This is a genomic window from Vibrio jasicida CAIM 1864 = LMG 25398 (assembly GCF_000400365.1).
GTDB lineage: Bacteria > Pseudomonadota > Gammaproteobacteria > Enterobacterales > Vibrionaceae > Vibrio > Vibrio jasicida.
The window spans coordinates 96,926-120,253 of the sequence record NZ_BAOG01000039.1; the positions used below are offsets into that span (position 1 = coordinate 96,926).

The following is a 23,328-nucleotide window of genomic DNA, read 5'->3' on the forward strand; positions in this document are numbered from 1 at the left end:
GATGTAGAGATGCACATTTCCGTAAGAGATTGGACAAGAGAAACCACAATCCGACGGAGTTTTGCCCACTTATTCGGGCCGAAAGTTCACTCTGTTCTGCTATGCAGTTCAGCTGTTTTGAGGACAAATGAGCCACCATCGCAATCAAACAACTATTTCTACTGCGGGTTCATTTTCAGATTTGGAAGGTCAACTACCATGAACAAGAGTTACCCTAACCACAGCTTGGAAAACTTTTTCTCTACCAACCTCTCTGCGACAGATGACGCTGTCTTTGCTGGAATTCAGGCAGAATTCGCTCGCCAAAACGAACAAATCGAACTTATCGCTTCTGAGAACATCGTGTCTAAAGCGGTAATGCAAGCTCAAGGCACATGCCTAACAAACAAATACGCTGAAGGTTACCCAGGTCGCCGTTACTATGGTGGTTGTGAGCACGTAGATACAGTGGAAGCCATTGCTATCGAACGCGCGAAAAAACTTTTCAATTGTGAATACGCAAACGTTCAACCACACTCAGGCGCCCAAGCAAACGGCGCAGTAAAATTGGCACTACTTCAACCTGGCGACACCATTCTTGGTATGTCTCTAGACGCAGGCGGCCACCTAACGCACGGTGCGCGCCCTGCACTTTCTGGTAAGTGGTTTAATGCAGTTCAATATGGCGTTGACCGCGAAACACTAGAAATCAACTACGAAGTAGTTCGCCAACTTGCACTTGAGCACCAACCTAAAATGATCATCGCAGGTGGTAGTGCTATTCCACGTACTATCGACTTTGCAAAATTCCGTGAAATCGCAGACGAAGTAAACGCGATTCTTATGGTCGACATGGCTCACATCGCCGGTCTTATCGCAACAGGCGCGCACCCTAGCCCGCTTCCTTACGCACACGTTGTTACGACTACAACGCACAAAACATTGCGTGGCCCACGTGGCGGTATGATTCTGACCAACCACGAAGACATCATTAAGAAAATCAACTCAGCGGTATTCCCAGGCCTACAAGGCGGCCCACTGATGCACGTGATAGCGTCTAAAGCAGTGGCGTTCGGTGAGGCGCTCGGTCCTGAATTCAAAACTTATATTGATTCAGTGATCAACAACGCAAAAGTCATGGCAGAAGTATTGCAAACTCGCGGTTGCGATATCGTAACTGGTGGTACAGACACGCACTTGATGCTGGTTGACCTTCGCCCTAAAGGCTTGAAAGGTAACAAAGCAGAAGAAGCACTAGAGCGTGCAGGCATCACATGTAACAAAAATGGCATCCCATTCGACACAGAGAAGCCTATGATTACATCGGGCATCCGTTTAGGAACGCCTGCGGGTACAAGCCGCGGCTTTGGCGCTGAAGAATTCAAACTCATCGGTAATTGGATTGGTGACGTACTGGACGGTTTGGTGAACAACCCTGAAGGTGACGCAGAAGTAGAAAAACGCGTATGCAAGCAAGTAAAAGAGCTTTGCAGTCGCTACCCTCTTTACCAATAAAAGATTTATTAAATCAGAAACTATCCTGACAAGTTATTTGGAGATTAAGCAATGGACAAAACACTGAAGTTTACAGATAGCCACGAGTGGGTACGTGACAACGGTGACGGCACAGTAACTATCGGTATTTCAGAGCACGCTCAAGAGATGCTGGGTGACGTGGTATTCGTTGACCTACCAGACGTGGAAGATGAAGTCGAAGCAGGCGAAAGCTTTTCTTTGGTGGAATCTGTAAAAGCGGCTTCAGACATCTACTCACCAATCACGGGCGAAGTAGTTGAAATCAACGAAGAGCTAGAAGACAGCCCAGAGCTAATCAACGAAGAACCATACGAAGGTGGTTGGATTGTGAAAGTGAAGCTTTCAAACCCATCTGAGTTGGAAGACTTAAAAGATGCGGAAGAATACCTAAGCTCTATCGAAGAAGAGTAATTAGGATGAGACGAAAGCTGTCCCCTTAACACCAAGTGGGCAGCTTTTTTTCTAGGTTCGGACGTATAATTTAGATTATCAGTAGCGTTCATCCGTTACCCGAACCAAGGAGTAGGTAAAGGACAATGACTGAATTACTTCAAAGCCTCAGCACACAAAACGAGTTCGTTGCTCGCCACAACGGACCAAACAAATCTGACCAACAGAAAATGTTGGAAGCGATCAACGCAGTTAGCCTAGATTCGCTCATCGACGAAACCGTACCAGCGCAAATTCGCCTAGAGCAGCCAATGAGCTTGGCAGAAGCGAAAAGCGAAGCAGGCATGCTGGCAGCAATGCGTGAGTTCGCCGATCAGAACCAAGTTAAACGTACATTCATTGGTCAGGGTTACTACAACACCTTCACGCCAAACGTAATCCTACGTAACGTGATGGAAAACCCGGGCTGGTACACCGCTTACACCCCTTACCAACCAGAGATCTCACAAGGTCGTCTAGAAGCGCTTCTAAACTACCAACAAATGGTGATGGATCTTACTGGTATGGAAATCGCGAACGCGTCATTGCTTGATGAAGCAACGGCGGCCGGTGAAGCGATGACACTTTGTAAGCGTGCGGGTAAGAGCAAGAGCAACGTATTCTTCGTTGCCGACGACGTTCACCCACAAACCATCGAAGTGGTAAAAACTCGTGCGAAATTCATCGGCTTTGAAGTCCTAGTCGGTTCTCTAGAATCACTACCAGAGCAAGACGTATTCGGCGCGCTAGTTCAATATCCAAGTACAACGGGTGAAGTTCGTGACTTAACGGACATCATCGCAAAAGCACAAGCAAACAAAACGCTAGTAACCGTAGCGACTGACCTATTGGCTTCTGCCCTACTGAAACCTGCGGGTGAAATGGGCGCAGACGTAGCAATCGGCTCGGCGCAACGTTTCGGCGTTCCTATGGGTTACGGCGGTCCACACGCAGCCTTCATGGCAACACGTGACAAGCACAAGCGTACAATGCCAGGTCGTGTTATCGGTGTTTCTATCGATACTAACGGTAACCAAGCACTGCGCATGGCAATGCAAACCCGTGAGCAGCACATCCGTCGTGAAAAAGCGACATCAAACATCTGTACCGCTCAAGCTCTACTAGCGAACATGGCGTCTTTCTACGCGGTTTACCACGGCGCAGAAGGTCTACGCACAATTGCTCGTCGTACGCACCACATGACCGCTATCCTAGCTGCTGGCCTAACGAAAGGCGGCTTCGAGCTTGCTCACAACAGCTTCTTCGACACCATCACCATCAACACTGGTGCACAAACCGAAGATCTATACGCGAAAGCACTAGCGGCAGACATCAACCTACGTAAGTTGGGTACTCAGCTAGGTGTAAGCTTCGACGAAACCACAACCGTGGCAGACGTAGAAGCCCTATTCGCAGTATTCGGTGTGAAAGAAGAAGTGGCAGCACTATCAACGGAAATTGCAGGCAACGAGTTTGCTGCGATTCCAGAAGCACTGCGCCGCACAACAGAATACCTAACGCACCCTGTGTTTAACACGCACCACAGCGAAACACAGATGATGCGCTACCTAAAACAGCTAGAGAACAAAGACTTCTCGTTAACGCACGGCATGATCCCATTGGGCAGCTGTACGATGAAGCTGAACGCAGCAGCAGAGATGATTCCAGTAACTTGGCCTGAGTTTGGTTCGATCCACCCGTTCGCACCAGCAGAACAAGCAGCCGGTTACGCAGCACTAGCAAAAGATTTGAAAGAGAAGCTATGTGAAATCACAGGCTACGACGCATTCTCACTGCAACCAAACTCTGGTGCATCTGGTGAGTACGCAGGTCTTATCGCGATTCAACGCTACCACGAAAGCCGTGGCGAAGGTCACCGTAACGTATGTTTGATCCCAAGCTCTGCGCACGGTACTAACCCTGCGACAGCGTCTATGGTGTCAATGAAAGTGGTTGTGGTTAAGTGTGATGAAGAAGGCAACATCGACGTCACTGACCTAGCAGCGAAAATCGAGAAACACAAAGACAACCTATCAAGCATCATGATCACTTACCCTTCTACGCACGGCGTATACGAAGAGCAAGTGAAAGAAGTGTGTGAAATGGTTCATGCAGCGGGCGGTCAGGTTTACCTAGACGGCGCAAACATGAACGCACAGGTTGGTCTAACAACGCCGGGCTTCATCGGCTCTGACGTTTCTCACCTAAACCTACACAAAACCTTCTGTATCCCACACGGTGGTGGCGGTCCGGGCATGGGTCCTATCGGTGTGAAATCTCACCTAGCGCCTTTCTTACCGGGTCACATTGAAAACGGTGCAGACGGCGAAAACTTCGCAGTATCCGCAGCAGATATGGGTAGCGCGTCTATCCTGCCTATCTCTTGGGCTTACATCGCAATGATGGGCGAAGCTGGCCTAACAGACGCAACGAAAGTAGCGATTCTGAACGCAAACTACGTGATGGAGCAATTGCGCCCTCACTACCCTGTTCTTTACCGTGGCTCTAACGGCCGTGTAGCGCACGAATGTATTATCGACATTCGTCCACTAAAAGAAGAAACAGGCATCAGCGAAGAAGATATCGCGAAGCGTCTAATGGACTACGGTTTCCACGCACCAACCATGTCGTTCCCTGTAGCTGGCACGCTAATGGTTGAGCCAACAGAATCGGAAGACCTAGAAGAGCTAGACCGCTTCTGTGATGCGATGATCGCAATCCGTGAAGAGATGACGAAGGTTAAGAACGGTGAATGGCCGCTAGATAACAACCCACTTGTTAACGCGCCACACACTCAAGTTGACCTAGCGAAAGAAGAATGGGATCGCCCTTACTCTCGCGAGCTTGGCTGCTTCCCTTCTAAAGCAACCAAATCTTGGAAGTACTGGCCAACAGTAAACCGCGTAGATAACGTATACGGCGACCGTAACCTAATCTGCTCGTGCCCAAGCATCGATAACTACGAAGATTAATTTTTGTAGAATCTAAATAGACAAAGGCGAACCGATTGGTTCGCCTTTTTGTTTTGGCCATGATGGTAAACCACCGTTGCAAGCTAACTTGTTAGCTTCACTCATCTCGCTTTACCTCTATGACATCAAAAGCTCTATCCTTCTTTTCTGAATTCTTAGTTGTGATTGCTTCTTTTGTCTTCTGTGTATCGGCAACGATAGAGCTCCAGAATGATAGTGGACTCTTTAAACTATACATCCACCATACGGTCACTAATAGTACAAATAAGACTAGCGCCGTAGATATATAGACTCGTAACTGCTTCGCTTTGGTCTCGACCAAAGAGAGAGAATTGCATTGTCTTATTTCATCCAGTTCGCCATCGCCTATGTAATAGGTATACCTATCAACCATCTCATTCAATTGAGTTCTAGCGAGTTCTGTATTAGATACTATTTCTTTTCGTATCCAAAAGAGGTTTAGCAGTCCTCCAAAGATGAAAACTGTTGATAATACGGCGATTTCAAAGCTGAAGACATTTTCAACTTTTCCTTTGTCTATTCCAGTGAAGACGATGATCGTAAAAAAGTAAGACAATGTGAGTATCAAAACATTTCTTGCTGAAGAAATGCTGTCAGAAACTTTATCACCAATTTTTGAAGTAGTTTCGTAAAGAAAGTCTGATAGCTTTGAGGTTACTTCTACATATTGTTCAAAATTATCGGTTATGTAGACCTTGTAGTTAGATTCCAAGATATCAAAAACATAGCGCTTAAAAGAGTCACGTACATGCTGGTGTTGGGCAATAACGTGATTAATGATACTAACTCGCGTAGGGTGTCTTTCATCGCAATACCCCCACAAATACATCTCATATATGACTTGTCCAAAGCCATGATAGAACTCAATTTCTTCATTGGCTAACTCTAAAGATTTATCTCCATCAAATAGGAAATTAAGTCGATCTAAAGAGCATTTTCGACATAGCACAGCTAACGATGCTAAAGTTCGAAGCTTAAGGATGTAATCAAATAATAATGTGTCATTGAATAGCCGAGCGTTTAGATCACTCAAGTACTCGACATAGCAATTTTCAATATCAATTACATCTTGCAGCGCTCGAGTTTTTTTTGAAAGAATATGGCTATCACCACATGTAAACGGAATATCCGAAATGTCAGCATCAAAGTTAGTATGCAAAATCCTGTCATATCTGTCTTTCAAAGTAGACAGCATGAACTTTAATTGAAGTGAGACCTTCTTTGACTCTAGATATGTTATGAAGTGCTCGCTTGAGTAAATTTGCAAGACACGTTCTACATTCTCTTTAGTTGCCAAGAGCTTTATGGATACATTCGAAGGATCAGTCTCGTACATCAAAATGTCATTGGTGCATTTCTTTGTCTCACATAATGAGTGTTCATTAAGCTCGAAAGACTCTTCCTCATCCCCTGCATGAAAGATTGAGACAGTGTATGTAGCTGAGTGACTGTTAGCACTCAATGTGACATTAATAAAGTTATCAAAATGAACTTCCCATCCCTCAGTATCTAAAGTCAGCGTACATGCATAGGTGTTTTCATCTTCAAAAAACTGAACAGACATATTTTAATCGAGTTCTTTTCTGTTGAATCGCCCACGTGGGGAGTTATTTTCGATCATTATGTAGTCTTTATCATCATGAGTAACCTCATAAATAATATCGTTAGTACTCCCTTGAATGACCAACGTCACTCCATCGTTGACGGTAATAGTTTCTTTAATCTTTTTCTTGATGTACGTTTTATCAATTTCGAAAGAACCGTCAAACTCACGAGTTCTTTTAGCTTCTCGTAGGTTAGAAACAAAATCGTCGACTGTAAAATCTTCGTTTAATGGGCTGTATGAATTTAACGTTTCTTCAATGAACTCATCAAAATTGAAGACCTCTTTCGTGTTAAAGTACGAGTTCACACAATCTTTCAAACCAAAAAAGTCTGCTTCAGATACCTTTTTCACTTTGCTTCTTAGTAGGCGCCCAACTAGATCGAAAACTTCTTTAGTGTTGGTTTCATTGTTTCGCTGAGGTGTCGCACCCAAAAAATCAGTATGCCAGAAGTATGAAATAGAGCCATTTTTATCCGTTAAATAGATAGAGTCTTGGAAAGTTTCGTCCTGATTAATATTTACGAGACAAGACTTTAAAATTGCTTTGTCTTCAGGTAAGCCTGATTTTAATCTGTACGTTTTTTCTTCGAAATATTTCTTGAAATCAAGCTTTGTAAGTAGATAACAATGTCGTTGTTCTGTTTTTAGCTTTGCTATAATGAACGACCCTTCAGAAGTTTTGAAACGCGACTTATCTTCAGCTTCATACAAGTGATCTGCAATGTTTGTCGAATGCAAGTCAGGATCACCTAAAAGTGACTTGAGCTCAGACTCTACATAAGCCCCTTCATCAAAAATATAAGCTCTAGAAGAGTTACTATTCATTGTCTCCTGTGACAGTTTTATAAGAAACGATAGCAATTCACTGTTCTCAGACAAATCAATATTGCTTTTCTTATAACCAACCCCATGTTCCAAATCGTATATACGCAATGTTTCGATTGGATTCTCTTGAGGCACGTCAGCCTCGATAGTTGTAACGACAGTATCTTCTCTCATAAATCATTGCCCTACCTAAATTTTTGGAATCTAACAGAATGCAATATCGAAAACATCGGGAGCATACGCACTCAGTGATATATCCACTATTTTTATATGGTAAAAAGCTTTCGATCCAGAGTTTTTTGGGGAAATGAATGAGAAATTCCATTTACGTTATCACCTAAAACACAATGAACGACAATGATTCATAATCAGCTAACAATATTTCGCATCGTTTAACTTGCTCATTAACTTTCGGTGTACGCTTTCTGAGATTCCTAATCTCGCTTAGGCTCGTTGGAATGACGGTTCGGAAACGTCGCGTGTAGTCGTTCAATAATACTAGAGTCTGAGTTGAAACTTAAACAAACACCACACCTCAAGAGCAAAAAAATGAGTACACAAGCTCACCTTCCTCTTGATAACAACTTTTTAAGTGTTAGCGAAATCTCAGAGTAACTTCACACATTCAATATCAGTATGGTTGCATAATTAGTTCGTAACTAATTGATTGTATTTAGTTATGTTTGTCTGTTTTATAAATTGCTAACGGAGATACAATTATGCCAACAACAGGTGAGAAACCGGGAAAAGGTCCATACACTTGCAAGAAATGTGGTCAACGAGTTGTTCTAGATGACTACACAGATACGTTACCTCCTTGCCCTAGATGCTCCCATACTGAATATCGTAAAGGTTAACCAATATGGTAAAGAGTACGCATGTAGTTCCAAATTCAAATGGTGGTTGGGACATAAAGCAAAGTGGTGGTCAAAGATCTTCAGGTCACTTTAATACTAAGCAAGAGGCAATTGAACGAGCTAGGACGATTAACCAGAATCAACAAACAGAATTAGTCATTCATAACAAGGACGGGCGGATTGCTGCTAAGGATAGTCATGGCAATGATCCTTTTCCACCTAAAGGTTAAATACACTAAACAAACGGTTTAAGGACCTGCAACGTATGGTATTTTCACTATACGTTGCGTCTATCGTTTAAGATTGAATGCGTAAGCAGTGAATGAATTTACCACTTTTATAGCTCACGACATGCAGCTTGAGATTCCTAGTCTCGCCTAGGCTCGCTGGAATGACCCGACTGAAAACGCCGAGTGTGGTGATTCAGCTTTTGCATCTGAATTTGAGTATCCCACTAAACACCGAGCTTCAAGATCGAAAAAGGCGAACCGCTTGGTTCGCCTTTTCATTATTGAATAAGTTAACTGACTTGGGACGGAGACATTTAGGGTGTCAAACCAAAGCTAATCACGAATAGGTTGTTCCTATCTTCCTTAGTTACCAGTCAGGTTATTGCTCTTAACCACCGCAACGTAGTTTTCAATCACTGGGTGATCAAACTGTTCTGATTCGTACATCACCCAACGTTGGGCTACGGTGAGATCAGTAAGCGATCCATCCTTAAAGTCGCCACGCCAACGGACATCAAACTCAGCGGCATACTTACCTTCGCCAAGGTAAGAGACCTCAATACTCTCGATATCGTGGTCGTCAGACAACAATAAGTCATGTATCCAATGGTGTCATTCCATAAGTTCATTTTAAAGGATGCTTTAGTTTGAAGACGAACTTCGCTGCTCACATTGCAGTTGTATCAGCCATCGAGCCAAGGACGTTGATGTGAGTTTTTAAGCGAAAATGGGCTTGGTATGCCTAAAACTTGCCGTATTGGGTTAGTATCAACCTAAATAAGGCTGCTCGCTTCGAAAACGAATTGCACAACAAAGCCAACCATGAAAGTAATGGAAATATTATTTACATTATTTTTTAAAGTGTGCCTCGATATAAGATTTAGCATGACTTGATTTAAAAGCTGGGACGGTTATAGGCTAGCACTTGAGATCATTAGGACATAGTATCGCCTCGCGCATGGGGATGGGTTGACCTATGTACGATATTGGCACGTGAATGACTAAAATATTGGTTGTCCTTATGAGTGCCATAATATTATTGCTCTCAACAGATTGTAACGCAGATATGTTTAATTTCTTCAATTCAAAAAAGTTTCAATACACACTTAGCTCAGAGATCACTGGTAGCTTATACATAGACGGAAAAGCGTTTACTAGCGAGGTAGTTTATCTACACACGGCTTTTTCTAACAACCGTTATATCACCGAGACAATGACGTCAAAAAAGGGTTATTTTCATTTCGAACCCACATACCACTATCAGACGTTTAAAGAACCTGCCCTTCATGAGTCCTCTAACTACATTGGCATTTACATTTTTATAGATGGCAAAAAACACTACTTACTAGAAGCTCGATTTTCTGATGTGAAACCCTATGAATTTATTTCAGATAACCTTCTTGATTTAAGTTGTGAGATTAATTCGGACGAATATCATTACTTTTTTAAAAATAGATTTGTTGAGAATGGTCTCGATCTTGAAGTTATTAGTAGGTGCGATTTGAAAGGATTTTCTGAAAGAGTACTACTAAACAAGGACACGTAATAGTTGATATTAAATAGATTGAATGACCAATTGCTCTTACAAACACCGTACTACGCCTCCTTCCAAGCTGACGATGCGGGTTTGATTCCCACAGCACGCTTAGGGGGGTTCCTAGTCTCAACCAGGACCGCTGGAGTGACCCCATTGGAAACGCCGAGTGTAGTAATTCAGCCCTTGACTCTGAATTAGAGTTAACCCATAAACATCAGACTCCAAGATCAAAAAAGGCGAACCCATTGGCTCGCCTCTCTTGTCATTAAGGATTAGTTAGCTCGCTTTTGATGCGGCGTGCTGTTCTAGCATAAACGCAATGACTTCTTCGTTTAAGCAAGATTTGCTGATGTATTGGCGTTGTTTACCAAGATGAAGGATAAAGCCCAAATCAGTTTGTTCGAGCTGGTCGATTTCATTCCAAGCAAGGCTGCGATCGATTTTACCGCTTTTGTAGCGCACTCCGTCTGCATTCACTTCAAACACCACTTTGCTGCCACGGCTTGAGCTGATGGTTTGGCGCCATAGCCACCACGTTCGCTTGCAGTACACGCTGAACGCTTCAATCACACTCAATACGATAAAGAACCAACCCACATAACCGTTAGGTAGCAGTTCAAACTCCAATAAGACCACACCAAAGATAAGAAACAGTATCCCTTTTAGGTACGCCTGTGGGAACTTCGTTGGCTGGCTAGTTTGATCATAACACTCGGCAAAGAAAGGTTTGTCGAGTGTGTATTCTGTAGTGAATTCGAAATCTTTAGACATGTATGGTTACTTCAATGCTTCTGTAAATGAGTAATCTTGGTTGCACTCTCGCAACGCGTGCATTGTAGCGCTTCTCGGGACTTATCTTTAGTCCTTTTGATTCTGTTTTGTAAATCAATGATACCGAAAGACGACGACGGTACGATAAACCGCCTACTAGGCGTCCCAGTCATCGGCTTTTTGGACAATGAGTTCAACGACGCCAGCAAGCTCTTTACCTTTTTGGGTTAGCCCATAATTCACAGTAACAGGAATGGTGTCTTGTTGTTTCCGCCACACAAATCCATGCTCAGACAACAGCTTCAAACGCTCTGTAAGCACTTTGCTTGAGACCAGCGCTAATTGTTTGCGAATTTGACCGAATCGCATCTCTTCTTGTTGTCCTAGCAACCATACGATGTGCGCTGTCCACTTTGTCGATATCAAAGTTAAATATTTATCGACACTGCAATAGCCATCTGGCTGTACTCGATGGTTTACTTTCGTCGGCATCGTCATTTCCCAATTCATTCTTTGCTAAGTAAGTGTAATCAAACGCGACCTAGCAGACCAATAGTTACCTAGGCGTAACTAGTTACCTTTAGGAAGCTAATTTTAAATTGTAACCGACTTATCTATTGTGAAAACACTACAAGGCGGAGGCACAACTGCGGCCTAAGCCAATATCAAAAGGATGAAGTTATGCGTTACGTTTTACTGTTTATCTCTTTTCTCTCCCTTGGCTTACACGCTGAGGCTCTTTATTCAAAACCACAAACACCCTCAGAGTTACATGCGTTATTTGGGCAGTATTTTGCAAAGAAAGATTTGGATGGATTAGGTACGCTTTTTCACCCAGACGCCGTATTTGTTTTAGATAAAAAAGGTAATCAAGCCATAGGTAGAGAAGAAATTAAGCAGGTATTGAAAGGCTACATGAATGGCGATGTAGACATGTTCACCAAAAACGTTTCTATCCACATTAATGACGACATTGCCATGGTGCGATCTGATTGGGAAATATTGAACGCTTCGCAAGGTAACAACATTCAAGGAACAGCATTAGAGGTGATGCACTATGTGGATGGTGGTTGGGTCTATGTGATTGACAATCCCAACGGCTATTGACGCCTAGATCAAACAAGGCGAACCATTTGGCTCGCCTTGTTAATGAATAATCGTTGTTATTTCTTCAGGTTTTCTATTTTAGAGGGTCGTTGTCTGGCAACGCACTGTGAATCCAAAGTGCCAGTCTGTGTTTAATGTTTGCGCCATCTAATTTGCTATCCGGTAGTGGCGTGATCTGTTTAGCATCAACCAAGAACAGGTAAATCGCTTTTACTCTTACTGGTTGTGGTGACTGAGGAAGGTCAAAGCCCTGCATCTTTGCCATCTTTCCGGCAATCTCTAGTGCCTTTTTAACCAGTTTATCTTCATTGTGAAGCTTGGAGCTTTTTGACATTGATAAAATCCTCTTGTTCGCTTGACCTCAGAATACATGAAGTAACGCCAGTGACGTGTTAATAAGCTCGCATATTGATAAGTTTATGCCTTATTACCGAGTAACTGATTGAAAAATGACCTTAATTCGTCATCATCAAGGTTGAGCAGGTAGTCGCCAACATACCATTCAACAATGGATTGATTTGGATGTGCCGTGACTTGCGGGTTACCAAACCAAATGCCCTTTTCCGTGGCAAACGTGTGTTGGAGTTCTTTCAGCTCTTCGCAGCTAAATGGCAGGATAAGGTGCAACATGTTTGCTTGAGGCTGAGTTGGTCTTACCGCTAAAGACGGGAACTCTTCAATGATTTTGTAGAGCTGTTTTGTTCGCTCAAACAGAGCCGGCATTTGTGACAACCTTTCATCAAATTGCATTGCCGCAGACACCACATAAGGTGTTCTGTGATACAGGTTGCCACCTTGCCGCTTCATCCACATTGAAGCCAGTTCAATAAACGCCTTTGAGCCAAGCAGCATAGATCCGCCCATGCCGTTGATGCCTTTGTAGAGTGAAACATAGGTCGTATCAAAACCAGCGGCGATCTCACGGTATTCTTTCTGATAGTACGCTGCGGTTTCCCATAGTCTTGCTCCATCCATGTGGAGATGAATGTCATTTTCGGCGCAGTACGCTTTGATTTCTTCCAGTTCTTGCCATGAAGGTAGCTGACCACCAATTTCACGCATCGGGAGTTCATAAAGAACGGCTGCGATTTCATCCGGCCACGCAGTGAGATCTTCAAGCTTCCATGTTTGGTAAGGGTTCCCTACTGGCAGAATATTAAAGCGATGTTGAAGCTGATAACCTTGTTTTTCATGCACTGGAATATGGCTAGATGCGTGCATGGCGACAATAGGATTACGCTTTTGTCTTGTGACAATTTCGAGCACTGTTGGCTGTGTCATCGTCCCTGTTACAACAAAAAGCCCTGCCTCGTAACCCAGCAGATCGGCAACCTTTTGCTCGAACGCTTGAATCGTCTCTCCCTCGCCGTAGACATCGTGATTGACGTTGTTTTCCTCGCACCACTTTGCCATTTTCGCAAAGTGTTCAGCTGGAGAGTCTTCTTTATTACCAGGGAGATGGGTATGACAAAGCTGTTTTAGGTGGGCACTCATTGTTCTGTCCTTTGAATAAAAGCTTCAACAATGTAACTTGTTAATACGGAGGCGTAAACTGCATTTTCGCGATGTATTTTCTGCGTAGGCCTTTAACTATTCTCTCTGAGTGATAATGAGTATGTAGCATGGTTTGTGCTGTGCCGTATTTTTCTCAATAACTAGGAGGTTTAATTCAAAAAAAGGCTCAACAGAACAACAATGCGCTTTGATGGTTTGAACCAAACGCAGACAAAACGCGTAATAAAGGAAGGTTCTAAGTAAAGGATTTATTTATGTTTTCTTTCTTCAAAAACAATTCCGTCAAGAAACTCAAAAAGCGCCACTCAATGCTGCTTGAACAAGCGATGCAAGCGCAAAGACGAGGCGACATACGTACCTACTCATTGTTGACGGCGGAGGCCGAAGAGCTTTTCGAGCAAATAAAAACCGCTCACAAGCCCCAGAGTTGAGTCCTACGCTAAGCTCGATGATCGATTAAGGTTGGATCAGCAACCAATAAAAGTATGAAGGTGAACGGTTTGGTTCACCTTTCTGTTTTTAAATGGCGAAACGACATTATCTTTTTGCTAGCGGACGACTTCATCAACATAACCAGTGCCAGCTTACGAGCAATATCATGTTCTACCGATGAAAGAAGAAGAAATTTCATTGGATTCGATATGTTCATATATGCTTATGCCTGTGAACTATAATCAATAAGATTTCACGCAATCTATAAATAACAACAAAGGACTGTGTTATGCCACAAACGTTAGATCAGGCTGTTCAGGTTTTAGACCGAGATTTAGAGGAGTTTTTACTTCGCTTCCCACTATCCATTACTAGCGCGGGCCAATCGAAAGGTGCTATGAAGTTTTACTTGTATAGCCATGGCGATACCGCTTTCGGGATAAATCAGGGGGTTAAGATGAAGGAGATGCGTTTTCGCCTTGGCCCAAAATCGTTAGTTAAAAACGCGAAAGCACTTCAATGTATTCATATCCCCGTTTCTCCGTTTGAACAACTTAAACCCGACTCCATTTCTAAAGTCACCCACTATGATGCTGCTGACTATTTGGTAACCACTCAATTGACCGGCTGTACCTTTGCAATCCGTAAAGCAAAAGGAGGCGGGCTTGAGTTTTTGCATGTTCAACCAAAGGGGGACTTTAACGGCATGGAAGTACAACGTGCTGTCCAGAAGGAGTTTCAAGTCTCTTTTGGCAGAGGGTCTGGCACGGACAATTCAACTTATGGTGAAAATACTCGGGTTACGGTTATGGGCGCGCGAACCAACGGCCTATGGGTCGTCTATGCTCAATATCAAGACTCGAGTGGCAGTGTGACAAAAGTAGACTGCATTTATAAAGAACCAAGCTCTGTGGCTTACGTGGATTAACTTCATCGCTGTTTAGGTTCTTCACTCACTGCCACACAAGTAAAGAATGTGAGTTGACCAAATAGGTTGACTCACTTCCCTATCCCTTCTTTACCGCTGCACCTTTTAAACTCATCTCGTCGTTGACTGTTCTACTCAAAAAGTTATCAATATTAGACGCCAACACTCTGCTGCATAAACTTGGCTTCTGCCTTTGAGTAACACTGCTCACCAACGTAGATTCCGCTTTCTAGCAAATACATGCCTCGCTTACTCTTGATGCAATGCGCCTCCACTCGGATAGGACTATTGAGAGGGATCGGTTTGATAAAGCGCACCTCCAGCTTAGCCGTCATTGCGCAGATATCTTGGGCGAAAAGGCAGTTTGTCATAGCAGTATCGTGCAGCGCACTGATGGCACCGCCTTGCATTACGCCTTGATAGCCTTGAACCTTTTCTGTCGGCACGATTTGCCCCTGCACGCCACCACTCGGCATTACCGTAAATTGAATCGTATCGTGCGCGTTGAAAAATGGCTGGCAGCAGACTGCGCAATGTTGGTGGTTTTTAGGAGCGTAAATAGACATAAGTACCTCTGAGTTTGAGATTGTCTGTGGAACAAAACAGAATGAGTAAAGAGAACAAAGAAAAGAAGCGTTAGGCTTGACGAGCGACTGACTTGGTGAATTCCTTTATCTACTTAGGCTGTCACTTTATGCCCTGTAATTAGCATATGCCAATAATAAAAAGTGAGAAATTAGGTTTCATCGGTTGAATGCCTCCGTCAAAGAATTTCTCTCTTATCGAATCTGACTCACCACTGGTTTCACGTACCAAAGTCGCTTACTATGCCAAGTACCTATAACGCTTTGTGAGCCACTCATGAGCAGTAAAAATAATAAAAATCTCGGCATTCTTCTTAAACTCAACACCTTCGTTTCACCTTATAAATGGCGCGTTGCTGCTGCCTTAGTTGCCCTCATCGCAACAGCCAGCCTGACATTATCTGTCGGCTACGGCGTGCGCATTCTTATAGACCAAGGCTTTGCTCAACAGTCGTTGCAAGAGCTCACCAATGCGATTCAATTTATCGTCGGTGTGACGCTGTGTATCGCGGTGGGAACGTTCTTCCGTTTCTATCTGGTTTCTTCTGTGGGCGAACGCGTCAGCGCGGACATTCGTCTTGCGGTGTTTAACCATGTGATTACGCTGCATCCTAGTTATTTTGAGACCAATAGTAGCGGCGATATTATGTCTCGTCTCACCACAGATACGACGCTGCTGCAAAGCATTATTGGATCGTCGTTTTCTATGGCGATGCGCAGCGCGCTTATGTGTATTGGTGCGATCATCATGTTGTTCGCAACAAACTTTAAACTCACTTTGATTGTGCTGGCTTCTGTTCCATTCGTATTGGTTCCGATTTTGGTTTATGGAAGACGAGTACGTGCCCTATCACGCCAAAGCCAAGACACCATGGCCGATGTCGGCAGCTACGCAGGCGAAGCGATTGAGCACATCAAAACGGTTCAAAGCTTTAGCTCAGAGCAACATGAACGTGCGGCGTTTGCAGTCGAAGTAGAAAAAGCTTACGAGGTGGGTAGACAGCGAGTAAAACAGCGCGCGATTCTGATTTCTGGCGTTATCGTAATTGTATTTAGCGCCATTGCTGGCATGCTTTGGGTCGGCGGAAGTGATGTGATTCACGGCAAGATGTCTGCCGGCGATCTAGCGGCATTTGTGTTCTACGCCATCATGGTTGCGTCTTCCATGGCAACGATTTCCGAAGTCATGGGGGAACTGCAAAGAGCCGCTGGTGCAACAGAAAGGCTGATTGAGATCCTTCAAGTGGAAAGCGACATCAGCGCACCAAACAATCACCTTCCTATTACCGATGATATGCCAGCGGAAGTGACGTTTGATTCAGTGAACTTCAACTACCCTTCTCGCCCCGACCAACCCGCTATCAAAGGGTTAAACCTGACTGCAGAGAAAGGTAAGGTGTTGGCTTTAGTTGGCCCTTCTGGCGCTGGTAAAACGACCTTATTCGAATTGCTGCAACGCTTCTACGACACGCAACAAGGCCAAGTATTGTTTGGTGGAGAAGACATTCGACAGTTCGAACCGAATGATCTTCGCCGTCAAATGGCATTGGTTCCACAGCAACCCGCTTTGTTTAGTCACGATGTATTCCACAACATTCGTTACGGCAATCCAGACGCTACTGACGAGCAAGTGATTGAAGCGGCGAAGAAAGCACACGCGCATGAGTTTATTGAGAAGCTACCGGACGGTTACCATAGCTTTTTGGGTGAGCGCGGCGTGAGATTATCTGGCGGTCAAAAACAACGTATCGCGATTGCTCGTGCAATTCTGAAAGATCCAAAAATCCTTTTGCTTGATGAGGCCACCAGCGCACTGGACAGTGAGAGTGAGCACCATGTTCAACAAGCACTTGAAGCATTGATGAAAGACCGCACGACTCTGATCATTGCTCACCGACTTTCAACCATCCAACACGCCGATAAAATTGCGGTGTTAGACGGCGGCGAGTTGATTGACCTTGGCAACCACCAGTCGTTAATGCAAAGCTGCGAACTCTATCAGCGCCTTGTCGCGTTGCAGTTTAAGCATTTGGAGTAACAGCGGCTTTTTATTAGTTAAGAAGTAAAACAATACTGCTAAGCCACTCCACAACAACAGAGCGAATCCTCACAATACCAAATGTGCGAAGTTAATACGTATAGTCCTGCGGCAATCAGGAAGCTGAAGGAATTAAGTACTTCGAACATTATTGTGAGGATCGCCTCCCGTAACTTCCTCGATCTATGCACCTTCTAATTTAGAAAACAAAGTAAGTACGCTATCGCAAGAGCACGTCCTAAAAGTTACTGTTAAGGCGTTTGCCCTATCTCAAATTAATCCGCTCAACCATTAAAACGCTTAATCGCCTCATTTACACCTCCATATAGACGTCTAAGCATCTTATTGAAAATCTGCCTAATTGTTTTATAAGTCAAATCTATAACAATTGAGCTAGCCGCACCTGAAAATACCAACATATGACCAAGTAATCCTTTTACTTGGGATGCTGCTGTTTTTCCTGCTTCAGCTATTTTTACCAACGTTTGTGCAATAAAGTCGTACAGCGTCGCACCTGAGCTAATCGCTCCTTGAGCAGCAACTAGCGAATAGTACCCAGTATCCTTAAGTAAGGTGATTAAAGCAGCGCTTAAACGGTCAGTCCAAAAATTACTATAGTTAGCCTGATTACGTTTATTATAATCCAGCCGTACTGGGAGAAAAAAATCACTAGCCGCCCTTTGTAACTCCTGCCAATCTTCGCCCTTTGCTGTCGCTAGATATCCTGGAACAGCTCCTTGATCAGGATCCATGCCATGAGCGCTAGTGCAAATGCCTTGCCCACTGTCGAGACGAAACTCAAAGCCTTTATACGGCGAATGAAAAAAGGGCCAGAGTGGTACTTTGGGCACCACATCCGCGCCATGCGTACAGCGATAAATATCATTGATTCTGTTTGTATTTGCACTAGCAAAACCTGACAAGCCCACCCTAGGTGCACCAAACGTGTACAGTTTCACGTTATTGCTATAAGAGCTAGTTGCGACCCAGTCGGCAGTCAACGTAGCCAAAGCCCCGCCTAAACTATGTCCAATGCAATGCACAGTTCCTATCTTTGAATTTTTTCGCCATTCATCTAAAAACTTTTGTAATTGTGGGCGTAACAATGAAAATGTACGCTGAAAGCCAGCATGAACTGCTTGTCCATTGGCACTCCCTTTCAAACCAATTTGTAAGTTAGTTCCCCAATCATGACCTGATGTCATTTTAGTTCCGCGAATAGCGATAATAGCGTCTCCACTATATGGACCATCACCGTAACCTAACGCTGCAAACCCCGTCTCTTTATTGAAAAGATAGCCTCCCGTTTTACTAGTCAGATTATCTTTACTTTTAAAATACCTACGAACAGAAGGTGGAGGGGTGACACTAAGCTGTTGCTCTCGTATAGAATATGCGAAAAAAGCAAGTTCCGAGGCTAGCTTTGGAGAAAGGGTTCCCATTTTAATCCCTTAAATTAGTCCATTAATGTTGCCGTATTTTTCTAGATCTTGAAGTTCACCAAACGCTTCAATATCAGCAGCTTTCTTTTTCTCTATTTCTGAGCGAACAGGCCACCTGCAGATGCTTACGATCGTGTAATTAACTACCCCACTTGGAAAATCAGAGTTGTAAATATCAACAATTTCTTCCTCGTTAGCTAAGTCACAGTTTAATTCCGAGAGCATTTCAGAAAAATAAGAGTTATGTGTTACACCACGAGAGTTTGCATCCCAAAGGTAAGTTTCATCCTTATTCGTATTGTTTCGATTAGCGTCAATACGAATACCTTGCCAAATAACATTGGTTCTCAATGGGTTGTTAGCATGAAGTGATTGTATAGTTAGCTCTGGAAAGCTAAAGTGCCCCTCACTATCGGTTGTTGTATAGTCGTGAATCTCACCATCCGTTATATCGATAAACTCATAACTTCGTTTCAGCTTAATACCAACCAACGGTTTGCCATTGTCAGTGATCCGTCCACTTACTGCTGGAAATAGCTCGACGGTTTCCTTTTTAAACATTTCTCTCTCCAATCCATAGGCTTCAAATGCAAAAGATAAGAGGAAAATAACAAGCACTTGCGATGAGGGACTCTCAATTATACGCATCACACCACATAACCAATCAGTTGCACTTGAGATGATACTATATACTACATTCTGTACTATCAATGCAGATGTACTTTAGAGGCATCTTCATTTGAATAATTCTTAATTTTTGGACTACATAGATCTTTGGAATAGTGTTGTCTGTCGAAAATCCAACACGCCGATAAAATTGCGGTGTTAGACGGCGGCGAGTTGATTGACCTTGGCAACCATCAGTCGTTAATGCAAAGCTGCGAACTCTATCAGCGCCTTGTCGCGTTGCAGTTTAAGCACCTAGAGTAACCTTCCATAAAGCCCGCTGAATTTAGCGGGTTTTATTTTTAAACAATTCATCGCAAATATACCCCCGTTAGTATAAACACTACCCCCCAGTATAAATTCGGTGCTACATTACCGACTAACTCCTCTCTCCTGCCAATTACATTGAGTACAGATGCTATGTCACATACAGCCAAAGATAAGAAAAAGCTAACGGCCCGAGTCAGCAAGATACAAGGTCAGGTCAACGGTCTTAAAAAGATGTTAGATGAAGAGCAAGAGTGCCAGGACGTGTTGCAGCAGATCGCCGCGATTCGAGGCGCGGTAAACGGTTTGATGAAAGAGGTCATCAAAGGCCATCTACATGAGCACCTTGTTCTAGAGGAAGACAAAGAACAACGAGAAGCGGATATGGACGTGGTGATTAAAGTTATCGACTCATACATTAAATAAAGCCCAGTTTTACTGAGCTTTCATTTGAGACATTCTCTTTTGCAGATCTTTTTTGAGAGCATTGATGGCGTAAGGCTTCATCGACTTCCAAGCCTTACATTCTTCTCGCGTTCTTCCACACCCAGCGCACCACCCTTTGTTATGGGAGAAATCACATACATCAATACAAGGGCTTTTCTGCTTTTTCATTTATAACCTATCCAGCACCTTGTCGATGCTTGCTTCTAGCGCACGCAGTCGGTTGAACTCTTCAAACAAACGTTGTTCTAGGTTTTTAAAGTTGAGCGGCAGCGTTCGCTGGCAAATACCATAGCTGTTATCCAGTGTTTTATACCCTTTCCAACCAGCAATACGGCTCCCTTCTAGCTCTTTGAATTGACGTACAAATTCAGCTTGGGATGGACAGTCTTCTTCCGCATGCATACAAATCGGAAAGGCTTTTTGCTTAACTTGAGGCCCTTCGATATACGTTTCGAAATGCACACCACCTTGGTTTTCGTTGAACCAGTTTTGCTTATACAGCTGCAGGTACTCTCCTCGATTATAAATTTCCCAACCATCTTCAAACCAATTCGCATTTTGCAGCATTTTTTCTAGGTTACGAAAAACACCCTTTACGTCTTTCATACAGTGACACTTCCCAGTGAGTTATGTTTTTAAAAACTATACTCCCCTCCAGTATATAATACTACCCCCTAGTATATGTGGTTATTTGGGTGGGACGCGGGAGAAAGAGTAATGACGTTATTTATAACTCCAAGGAAACAAATCCAACATGCAGCTTTAAGCCACTTAAAAATACAAACGAAAAAGGCGAACCAGTTGGCTCGCCTTTCATGCTATATCTTTTATCCCCAGTAAGACTTAACCTTCTGGGTTTTCCTTCGCGTTGATTTCCGCGTACGTGTGTAGAAGCTCTGTTAGCGTCTTCACCCATGCGAACACGTCTGTCGGCGTGTTTTGTAGAAGCTTTTCTACTTGCTCACAGTGCGTTTCAAGTGTGATTGCTTCTTCTAGACGGAATGAAATTGCGTAGAAGTGCCAAAGCACAAGACGCGTCATACGTTCGCTGTTTTGCTTCGCGTTGTCAGAATCATCAAACGCTTGCTGAATTTCACTTAGTGCGATTGCGGTCATGCGTAACATCGCATCTAGGCGCGCTGACAACATGCGGTCTTCACTGTCTACTTCTTCTTGGTCGAAGGTAAACAGTTCGTTCATCACATCTTCTGGCACCATTTTACTGATCATGCGAGCGCTAAACTCTTCCAATTCATGGCGCGGCATAGTCACAAGACAATCGAATGTGTAATCACGAAGCATAAAATCACTCTACATCTGTTATTAACTTTTAGTTTGCGCATTCTAAGGGCTGTGATTTCAATTACCACTTTTTATTTGTTTGGATGTGCAGATAAAGTCTAGTAGCAGCGCGTTACTCTGAGGATTTGCTTTTCTGGAAGTACTGAACCACTTTCCAGATCAGGAAGCCTGCGACACCGACGAGCAGCACAGAACGAAGGAGAATAGGCGCATCGTGTTCAAGTTGGGTTGCGTGAGGGACAATACTTGCAAACAACCGACTGGTAAAAAGCAGCCCCATCACCAACATAACAATCTTGTTCATACGCGCTACCTTTTAAATTCAAGCACTGCGTACTAAACGCAGCTATCGAGTTGTTTGCGAAATAAGAGCCTTGGCCCTGAGTGAACGTAAAAGGATGCGCGTCGTAGGTGTGATCGTCAATGGATGAGGCAGTAAGCTAATATTGCAAAAGTGAAGATGCGCTCGACGATTCCGCCCAAATAGCCTTAAGAACAGCGCTTAATTGCCTAAGTATTGATCCTCCCGAGTGTCCAACCACAAGTCATAGTTTTTCATCACTTTGGAGAACTGAGGACTTTGAATATAACCATTCAGCCATGCTTTTAGTTTTGGGTAAGGGCTTTGTCTAAACCATTGTTTATCGATACGTGCGTACTTACGGATGAAAGGCAGAATTGCGATATCGACCAAGCTTTCTCGTTCCGTAAACAAAAAGGAGTGCTGCGTTAAAAGAGACTCAAGCGTGATGAGTTCCCTTTCACACTTTTTACGCAGTTCATCTGCATTATCTTCATGGTAACGCTTCGCACAGCCAAAAGCGTTCATCGCGGGTACAAAGTGCGATTCAAACTCTCCAATCACTTCGAGCATTTTAGGCAATGCTTCTGGATGATCGCTATCCAAAAGATCATTCGGGTCACATTCAGAAAGCGCCCAAACCATAATGTCTAAGCTTTCTTCAAGTATCTGTTTTTGAGGTGTAGTGTCCATTTGAGAACGCTTGGGAATGACTAGTACAGGCACACTGCCCTTCGGCGATACCTCTAGCATTTCTGATGGCTTGTTATCGAGCTTGATAGAACGAATAAGCACGCATTGCTGGGCTTTGAGCAACGCAAATCTTGCACGAATCGCGTAGGGGCAATTGTGCAAAGAATAAAGAATGGGTGCCGTACCGTTCGTCATATTTAGTTCCATCAAGCCGTGGCCTTTGCTTCTATCTATTACTGTCTCTTCTAACTATTTTACTTTCTAACCATTTCAATTTCAGAGTAGCAAGTTCTGCTTTTTCTATTCCATATAGAAACCATGAATCTTCATTTGAAATAACATTACTTTCAAAAAGAGGAAATCAATTTGAAAAAAGTTCACCGCATTTTGTGATGCGGGCTGTGGTTAAAATTACCGTGAAATCCAGCAATACAAAGCAACACCATTATGAACAACGAAGCGAAACAACTTTTTCATTACCTCTGTAACCAATACGATGAGTTATCTAAGGACTTTGAATCTCGCCCTTTCCCTGAGTTTTCAGAAACCATTACTCACCCGTTGGGTTACTGCTTTGTCCGTTGTCCTATCGGGAGTCAGCGCTTTTCCATTGTGTCGATCAACTTTGATCCTTCGGTACGTGGCCAAGGGGTTTTAACCGCGTTTATCAACTACGTAAGAAACAACCCGTATCACTATCAAGGTGTTGAAGTTGCCATCATTGAAAACAAGAACCTAGCGAAAAGACTGCTGTCTCTTGGATGGGAATACAAATCCTTGTTTAGCAAACTTTTCTTCTCCAAAAAGCCAACATTGATTAAAGACTTTCAGTGCGCTTAATGA

Annotated in this window: 27 protein-coding genes; 12 read left to right on the forward strand and 15 right to left on the reverse strand. The window is 43.5% G+C overall.

The window, feature by feature from the left end; genetic code table 11:
• Window positions 1-198 precede the first annotated feature (198 nt).
• From VJL_RS11370 to gcvP, 3 genes are all read left to right on the forward strand, one after another.
• Window positions 199-1,494, forward strand: a complete 1,296-nt coding sequence (locus VJL_RS11370) for a serine hydroxymethyltransferase (protein ID WP_038877984.1) — start codon at window positions 199-201, stop codon at window positions 1,492-1,494.
• Between the two features lie 51 nt (window positions 1,495-1,545).
• Window positions 1,546-1,926: a glycine cleavage system protein GcvH gene (gene gcvH / locus VJL_RS11375; protein WP_038870875.1), complete on the forward strand. Its 381-nt coding sequence runs from the start codon at window positions 1,546-1,548 to the stop codon at window positions 1,924-1,926.
• Window positions 1,927-2,051: 125 nt separating this feature from the next.
• A complete protein-coding gene (gene gcvP / locus VJL_RS11380; RefSeq protein ID WP_038877986.1) occupies window positions 2,052-4,916 on the forward strand; it encodes an aminomethyl-transferring glycine dehydrogenase in 2,865 nt (954 codons plus the stop codon).
• Between the two features lie 97 nt (window positions 4,917-5,013).
• Here the strand turns inward: gcvP and VJL_RS11385 are convergent, their stop codons facing one another.
• Both VJL_RS11385 and VJL_RS11390 read right to left on the reverse strand, forming a co-directional pair.
• Window positions 5,014-6,501, reverse strand: coding sequence for a hypothetical protein (locus VJL_RS11385; protein ID WP_038877988.1), 1,488 nt, complete (start codon window positions 6,499-6,501; stop codon window positions 5,014-5,016).
• 3 nt (window positions 6,502-6,504) lie between these two features.
• A complete protein-coding gene (locus tag VJL_RS11390) occupies window positions 6,505-7,542 on the reverse strand; it encodes a nucleoid-associated protein (protein WP_038877990.1) in 1,038 nt (345 codons plus the stop codon).
• A gap of 545 nt (window positions 7,543-8,087) precedes the next feature.
• Between VJL_RS11390 and VJL_RS30480 the strand changes: the two genes are divergently transcribed.
• Window positions 8,088-8,225: a zinc ribbon-containing protein gene (locus VJL_RS30480; protein WP_081096608.1), complete on the forward strand. Its 138-nt coding sequence runs from the start codon at window positions 8,088-8,090 to the stop codon at window positions 8,223-8,225.
• A 5-nt stretch (window positions 8,226-8,230) separates the two neighbouring features.
• Window positions 8,231-8,455, forward strand: a complete 225-nt coding sequence (locus tag VJL_RS11395) for a DUF2188 domain-containing protein (RefSeq protein ID WP_038877992.1) — start codon at window positions 8,231-8,233, stop codon at window positions 8,453-8,455.
• Between the two features lie 363 nt (window positions 8,456-8,818).
• Here the strand turns inward: VJL_RS11395 and VJL_RS11400 are convergent, their stop codons facing one another.
• Window positions 8,819-9,043 (reverse strand): hypothetical protein, encoded by a 225-nt coding sequence (locus tag VJL_RS11400; protein WP_227741130.1) that lies wholly within the window; start codon window positions 9,041-9,043, stop codon window positions 8,819-8,821.
• Window positions 9,044-9,521: 478 nt separating this feature from the next.
• Here VJL_RS11400 and VJL_RS30345 point away from each other — a divergent pair, with 478 nt between their 5' ends.
• Window positions 9,522-10,001 (forward strand): DUF6795 domain-containing protein, encoded by a 480-nt coding sequence (locus VJL_RS30345; RefSeq protein ID WP_307718619.1) that lies wholly within the window; start codon window positions 9,522-9,524, stop codon window positions 9,999-10,001.
• Window positions 10,002-10,268: 267 nt separating this feature from the next.
• Here VJL_RS30345 and VJL_RS11410 read toward each other — a convergent pair whose 3' ends face one another.
• Both VJL_RS11410 and VJL_RS11415 read right to left on the reverse strand, forming a co-directional pair.
• Complete coding sequence (locus tag VJL_RS11410; RefSeq protein WP_038877996.1) at window positions 10,269-10,763, reverse strand: YcxB family protein; 495 nt, start codon at window positions 10,761-10,763, stop codon at window positions 10,269-10,271.
• A 156-nt stretch (window positions 10,764-10,919) separates the two neighbouring features.
• Window positions 10,920-11,255, reverse strand: a complete 336-nt coding sequence (locus tag VJL_RS11415; RefSeq protein WP_038878143.1) for a winged helix-turn-helix transcriptional regulator — start codon at window positions 11,253-11,255, stop codon at window positions 10,920-10,922.
• A 189-nt stretch (window positions 11,256-11,444) separates the two neighbouring features.
• On the opposite strand from VJL_RS11415, the gene VJL_RS11420 reads away from it, so the two are divergent.
• Entirely contained in the window at window positions 11,445-11,870 is a 426-nt protein-coding gene (locus tag VJL_RS11420) for a YybH family protein (RefSeq protein WP_038877997.1), read from the forward strand.
• A gap of 73 nt (window positions 11,871-11,943) precedes the next feature.
• Here the strand turns inward: VJL_RS11420 and VJL_RS11425 are convergent, their stop codons facing one another.
• Both VJL_RS11425 and VJL_RS11430 read right to left on the reverse strand, forming a co-directional pair.
• Window positions 11,944-12,204, reverse strand: coding sequence for a DUF5062 family protein (locus VJL_RS11425; protein WP_038870892.1), 261 nt, complete (start codon window positions 12,202-12,204; stop codon window positions 11,944-11,946).
• Between the two features lie 83 nt (window positions 12,205-12,287).
• On the reverse strand, window positions 12,288-13,364 hold the full coding sequence (locus VJL_RS11430; protein ID WP_038877999.1) for a threonine aldolase family protein: 1,077 nt from the start codon (window positions 13,362-13,364) through the stop codon (window positions 12,288-12,290).
• A gap of 275 nt (window positions 13,365-13,639) precedes the next feature.
• On the opposite strand from VJL_RS11430, the gene VJL_RS29000 reads away from it, so the two are divergent.
• Both VJL_RS29000 and VJL_RS11435 read left to right on the forward strand, forming a co-directional pair.
• Window positions 13,640-13,816: a DUF6435 family protein gene (locus VJL_RS29000; RefSeq protein ID WP_009704518.1), complete on the forward strand. Its 177-nt coding sequence runs from the start codon at window positions 13,640-13,642 to the stop codon at window positions 13,814-13,816.
• Between the two features lie 290 nt (window positions 13,817-14,106).
• Window positions 14,107-14,745, forward strand: coding sequence for a hypothetical protein (locus VJL_RS11435; protein ID WP_038878001.1), 639 nt, complete (start codon window positions 14,107-14,109; stop codon window positions 14,743-14,745).
• A 152-nt stretch (window positions 14,746-14,897) separates the two neighbouring features.
• On the opposite strand, the gene VJL_RS11440 is transcribed toward VJL_RS11435, so the two are convergent.
• Window positions 14,898-15,311 (reverse strand): PaaI family thioesterase, encoded by a 414-nt coding sequence (locus VJL_RS11440; protein WP_038878003.1) that lies wholly within the window; start codon window positions 15,309-15,311, stop codon window positions 14,898-14,900.
• Between the two features lie 295 nt (window positions 15,312-15,606).
• Here VJL_RS11440 and VJL_RS11445 point away from each other — a divergent pair, with 295 nt between their 5' ends.
• Entirely contained in the window at window positions 15,607-17,367 is a 1,761-nt protein-coding gene (locus tag VJL_RS11445; RefSeq protein ID WP_038878004.1) for an ABC transporter ATP-binding protein/permease, read from the forward strand.
• Between the two features lie 284 nt (window positions 17,368-17,651).
• Here VJL_RS11445 and VJL_RS11450 read toward each other — a convergent pair whose 3' ends face one another.
• Window positions 17,652-18,809: a lipase family protein gene (locus VJL_RS11450; RefSeq protein ID WP_038878006.1), complete on the reverse strand. Its 1,158-nt coding sequence runs from the start codon at window positions 18,807-18,809 to the stop codon at window positions 17,652-17,654.
• Between the two features lie 9 nt (window positions 18,810-18,818).
• On the reverse strand, window positions 18,819-19,370 hold the full coding sequence (locus tag VJL_RS11455) for a DUF6795 domain-containing protein (RefSeq protein ID WP_038878007.1): 552 nt from the start codon (window positions 19,368-19,370) through the stop codon (window positions 18,819-18,821).
• A 525-nt stretch (window positions 19,371-19,895) separates the two neighbouring features.
• Between VJL_RS11455 and rcnR the strand changes: the two genes are divergently transcribed.
• Window positions 19,896-20,168, forward strand: a complete 273-nt coding sequence (rcnR, locus tag VJL_RS11460) for a Ni(II)/Co(II)-binding transcriptional repressor RcnR (RefSeq protein WP_038878009.1) — start codon at window positions 19,896-19,898, stop codon at window positions 20,166-20,168.
• Window positions 20,169-20,177: 9 nt separating this feature from the next.
• Here the strand turns inward: rcnR and VJL_RS11465 are convergent, their stop codons facing one another.
• The 5 genes from VJL_RS11465 to VJL_RS11485 all read right to left on the reverse strand — a co-directional run bounded on the left by VJL_RS11465 (window position 20,178) and on the right by VJL_RS11485 (window position 22,680).
• Complete coding sequence (locus tag VJL_RS11465) at window positions 20,178-20,357, reverse strand: DUF1289 domain-containing protein (RefSeq protein WP_038878011.1); 180 nt, start codon at window positions 20,355-20,357, stop codon at window positions 20,178-20,180.
• Window positions 20,358-20,795, reverse strand: a complete 438-nt coding sequence (locus VJL_RS11470) for a hypothetical protein (RefSeq protein ID WP_005440697.1) — start codon at window positions 20,793-20,795, stop codon at window positions 20,358-20,360.
• A 237-nt stretch (window positions 20,796-21,032) separates the two neighbouring features.
• On the reverse strand, window positions 21,033-21,491 hold the full coding sequence (locus VJL_RS11475) for a hypothetical protein (protein ID WP_009704523.1): 459 nt from the start codon (window positions 21,489-21,491) through the stop codon (window positions 21,033-21,035).
• 112 nt (window positions 21,492-21,603) lie between these two features.
• Window positions 21,604-21,795, reverse strand: a complete 192-nt coding sequence (locus tag VJL_RS11480) for a hypothetical protein (RefSeq protein WP_038878013.1) — start codon at window positions 21,793-21,795, stop codon at window positions 21,604-21,606.
• Window positions 21,796-21,993: 198 nt separating this feature from the next.
• Window positions 21,994-22,680, reverse strand: a complete 687-nt coding sequence (locus VJL_RS11485; RefSeq protein WP_038878015.1) for a glutathione S-transferase — start codon at window positions 22,678-22,680, stop codon at window positions 21,994-21,996.
• A 252-nt stretch (window positions 22,681-22,932) separates the two neighbouring features.
• Between VJL_RS11485 and VJL_RS11490 the strand changes: the two genes are divergently transcribed.
• Window positions 22,933-23,325 carry a hypothetical protein gene (locus VJL_RS11490; protein WP_038878017.1) on the forward strand — a complete coding sequence of 131 codons (393 nt, stop codon included), beginning with the start codon at window positions 22,933-22,935 and terminating at the stop codon, window positions 23,323-23,325.
• Window positions 23,326-23,328: the final 3 nt, after the last annotated feature.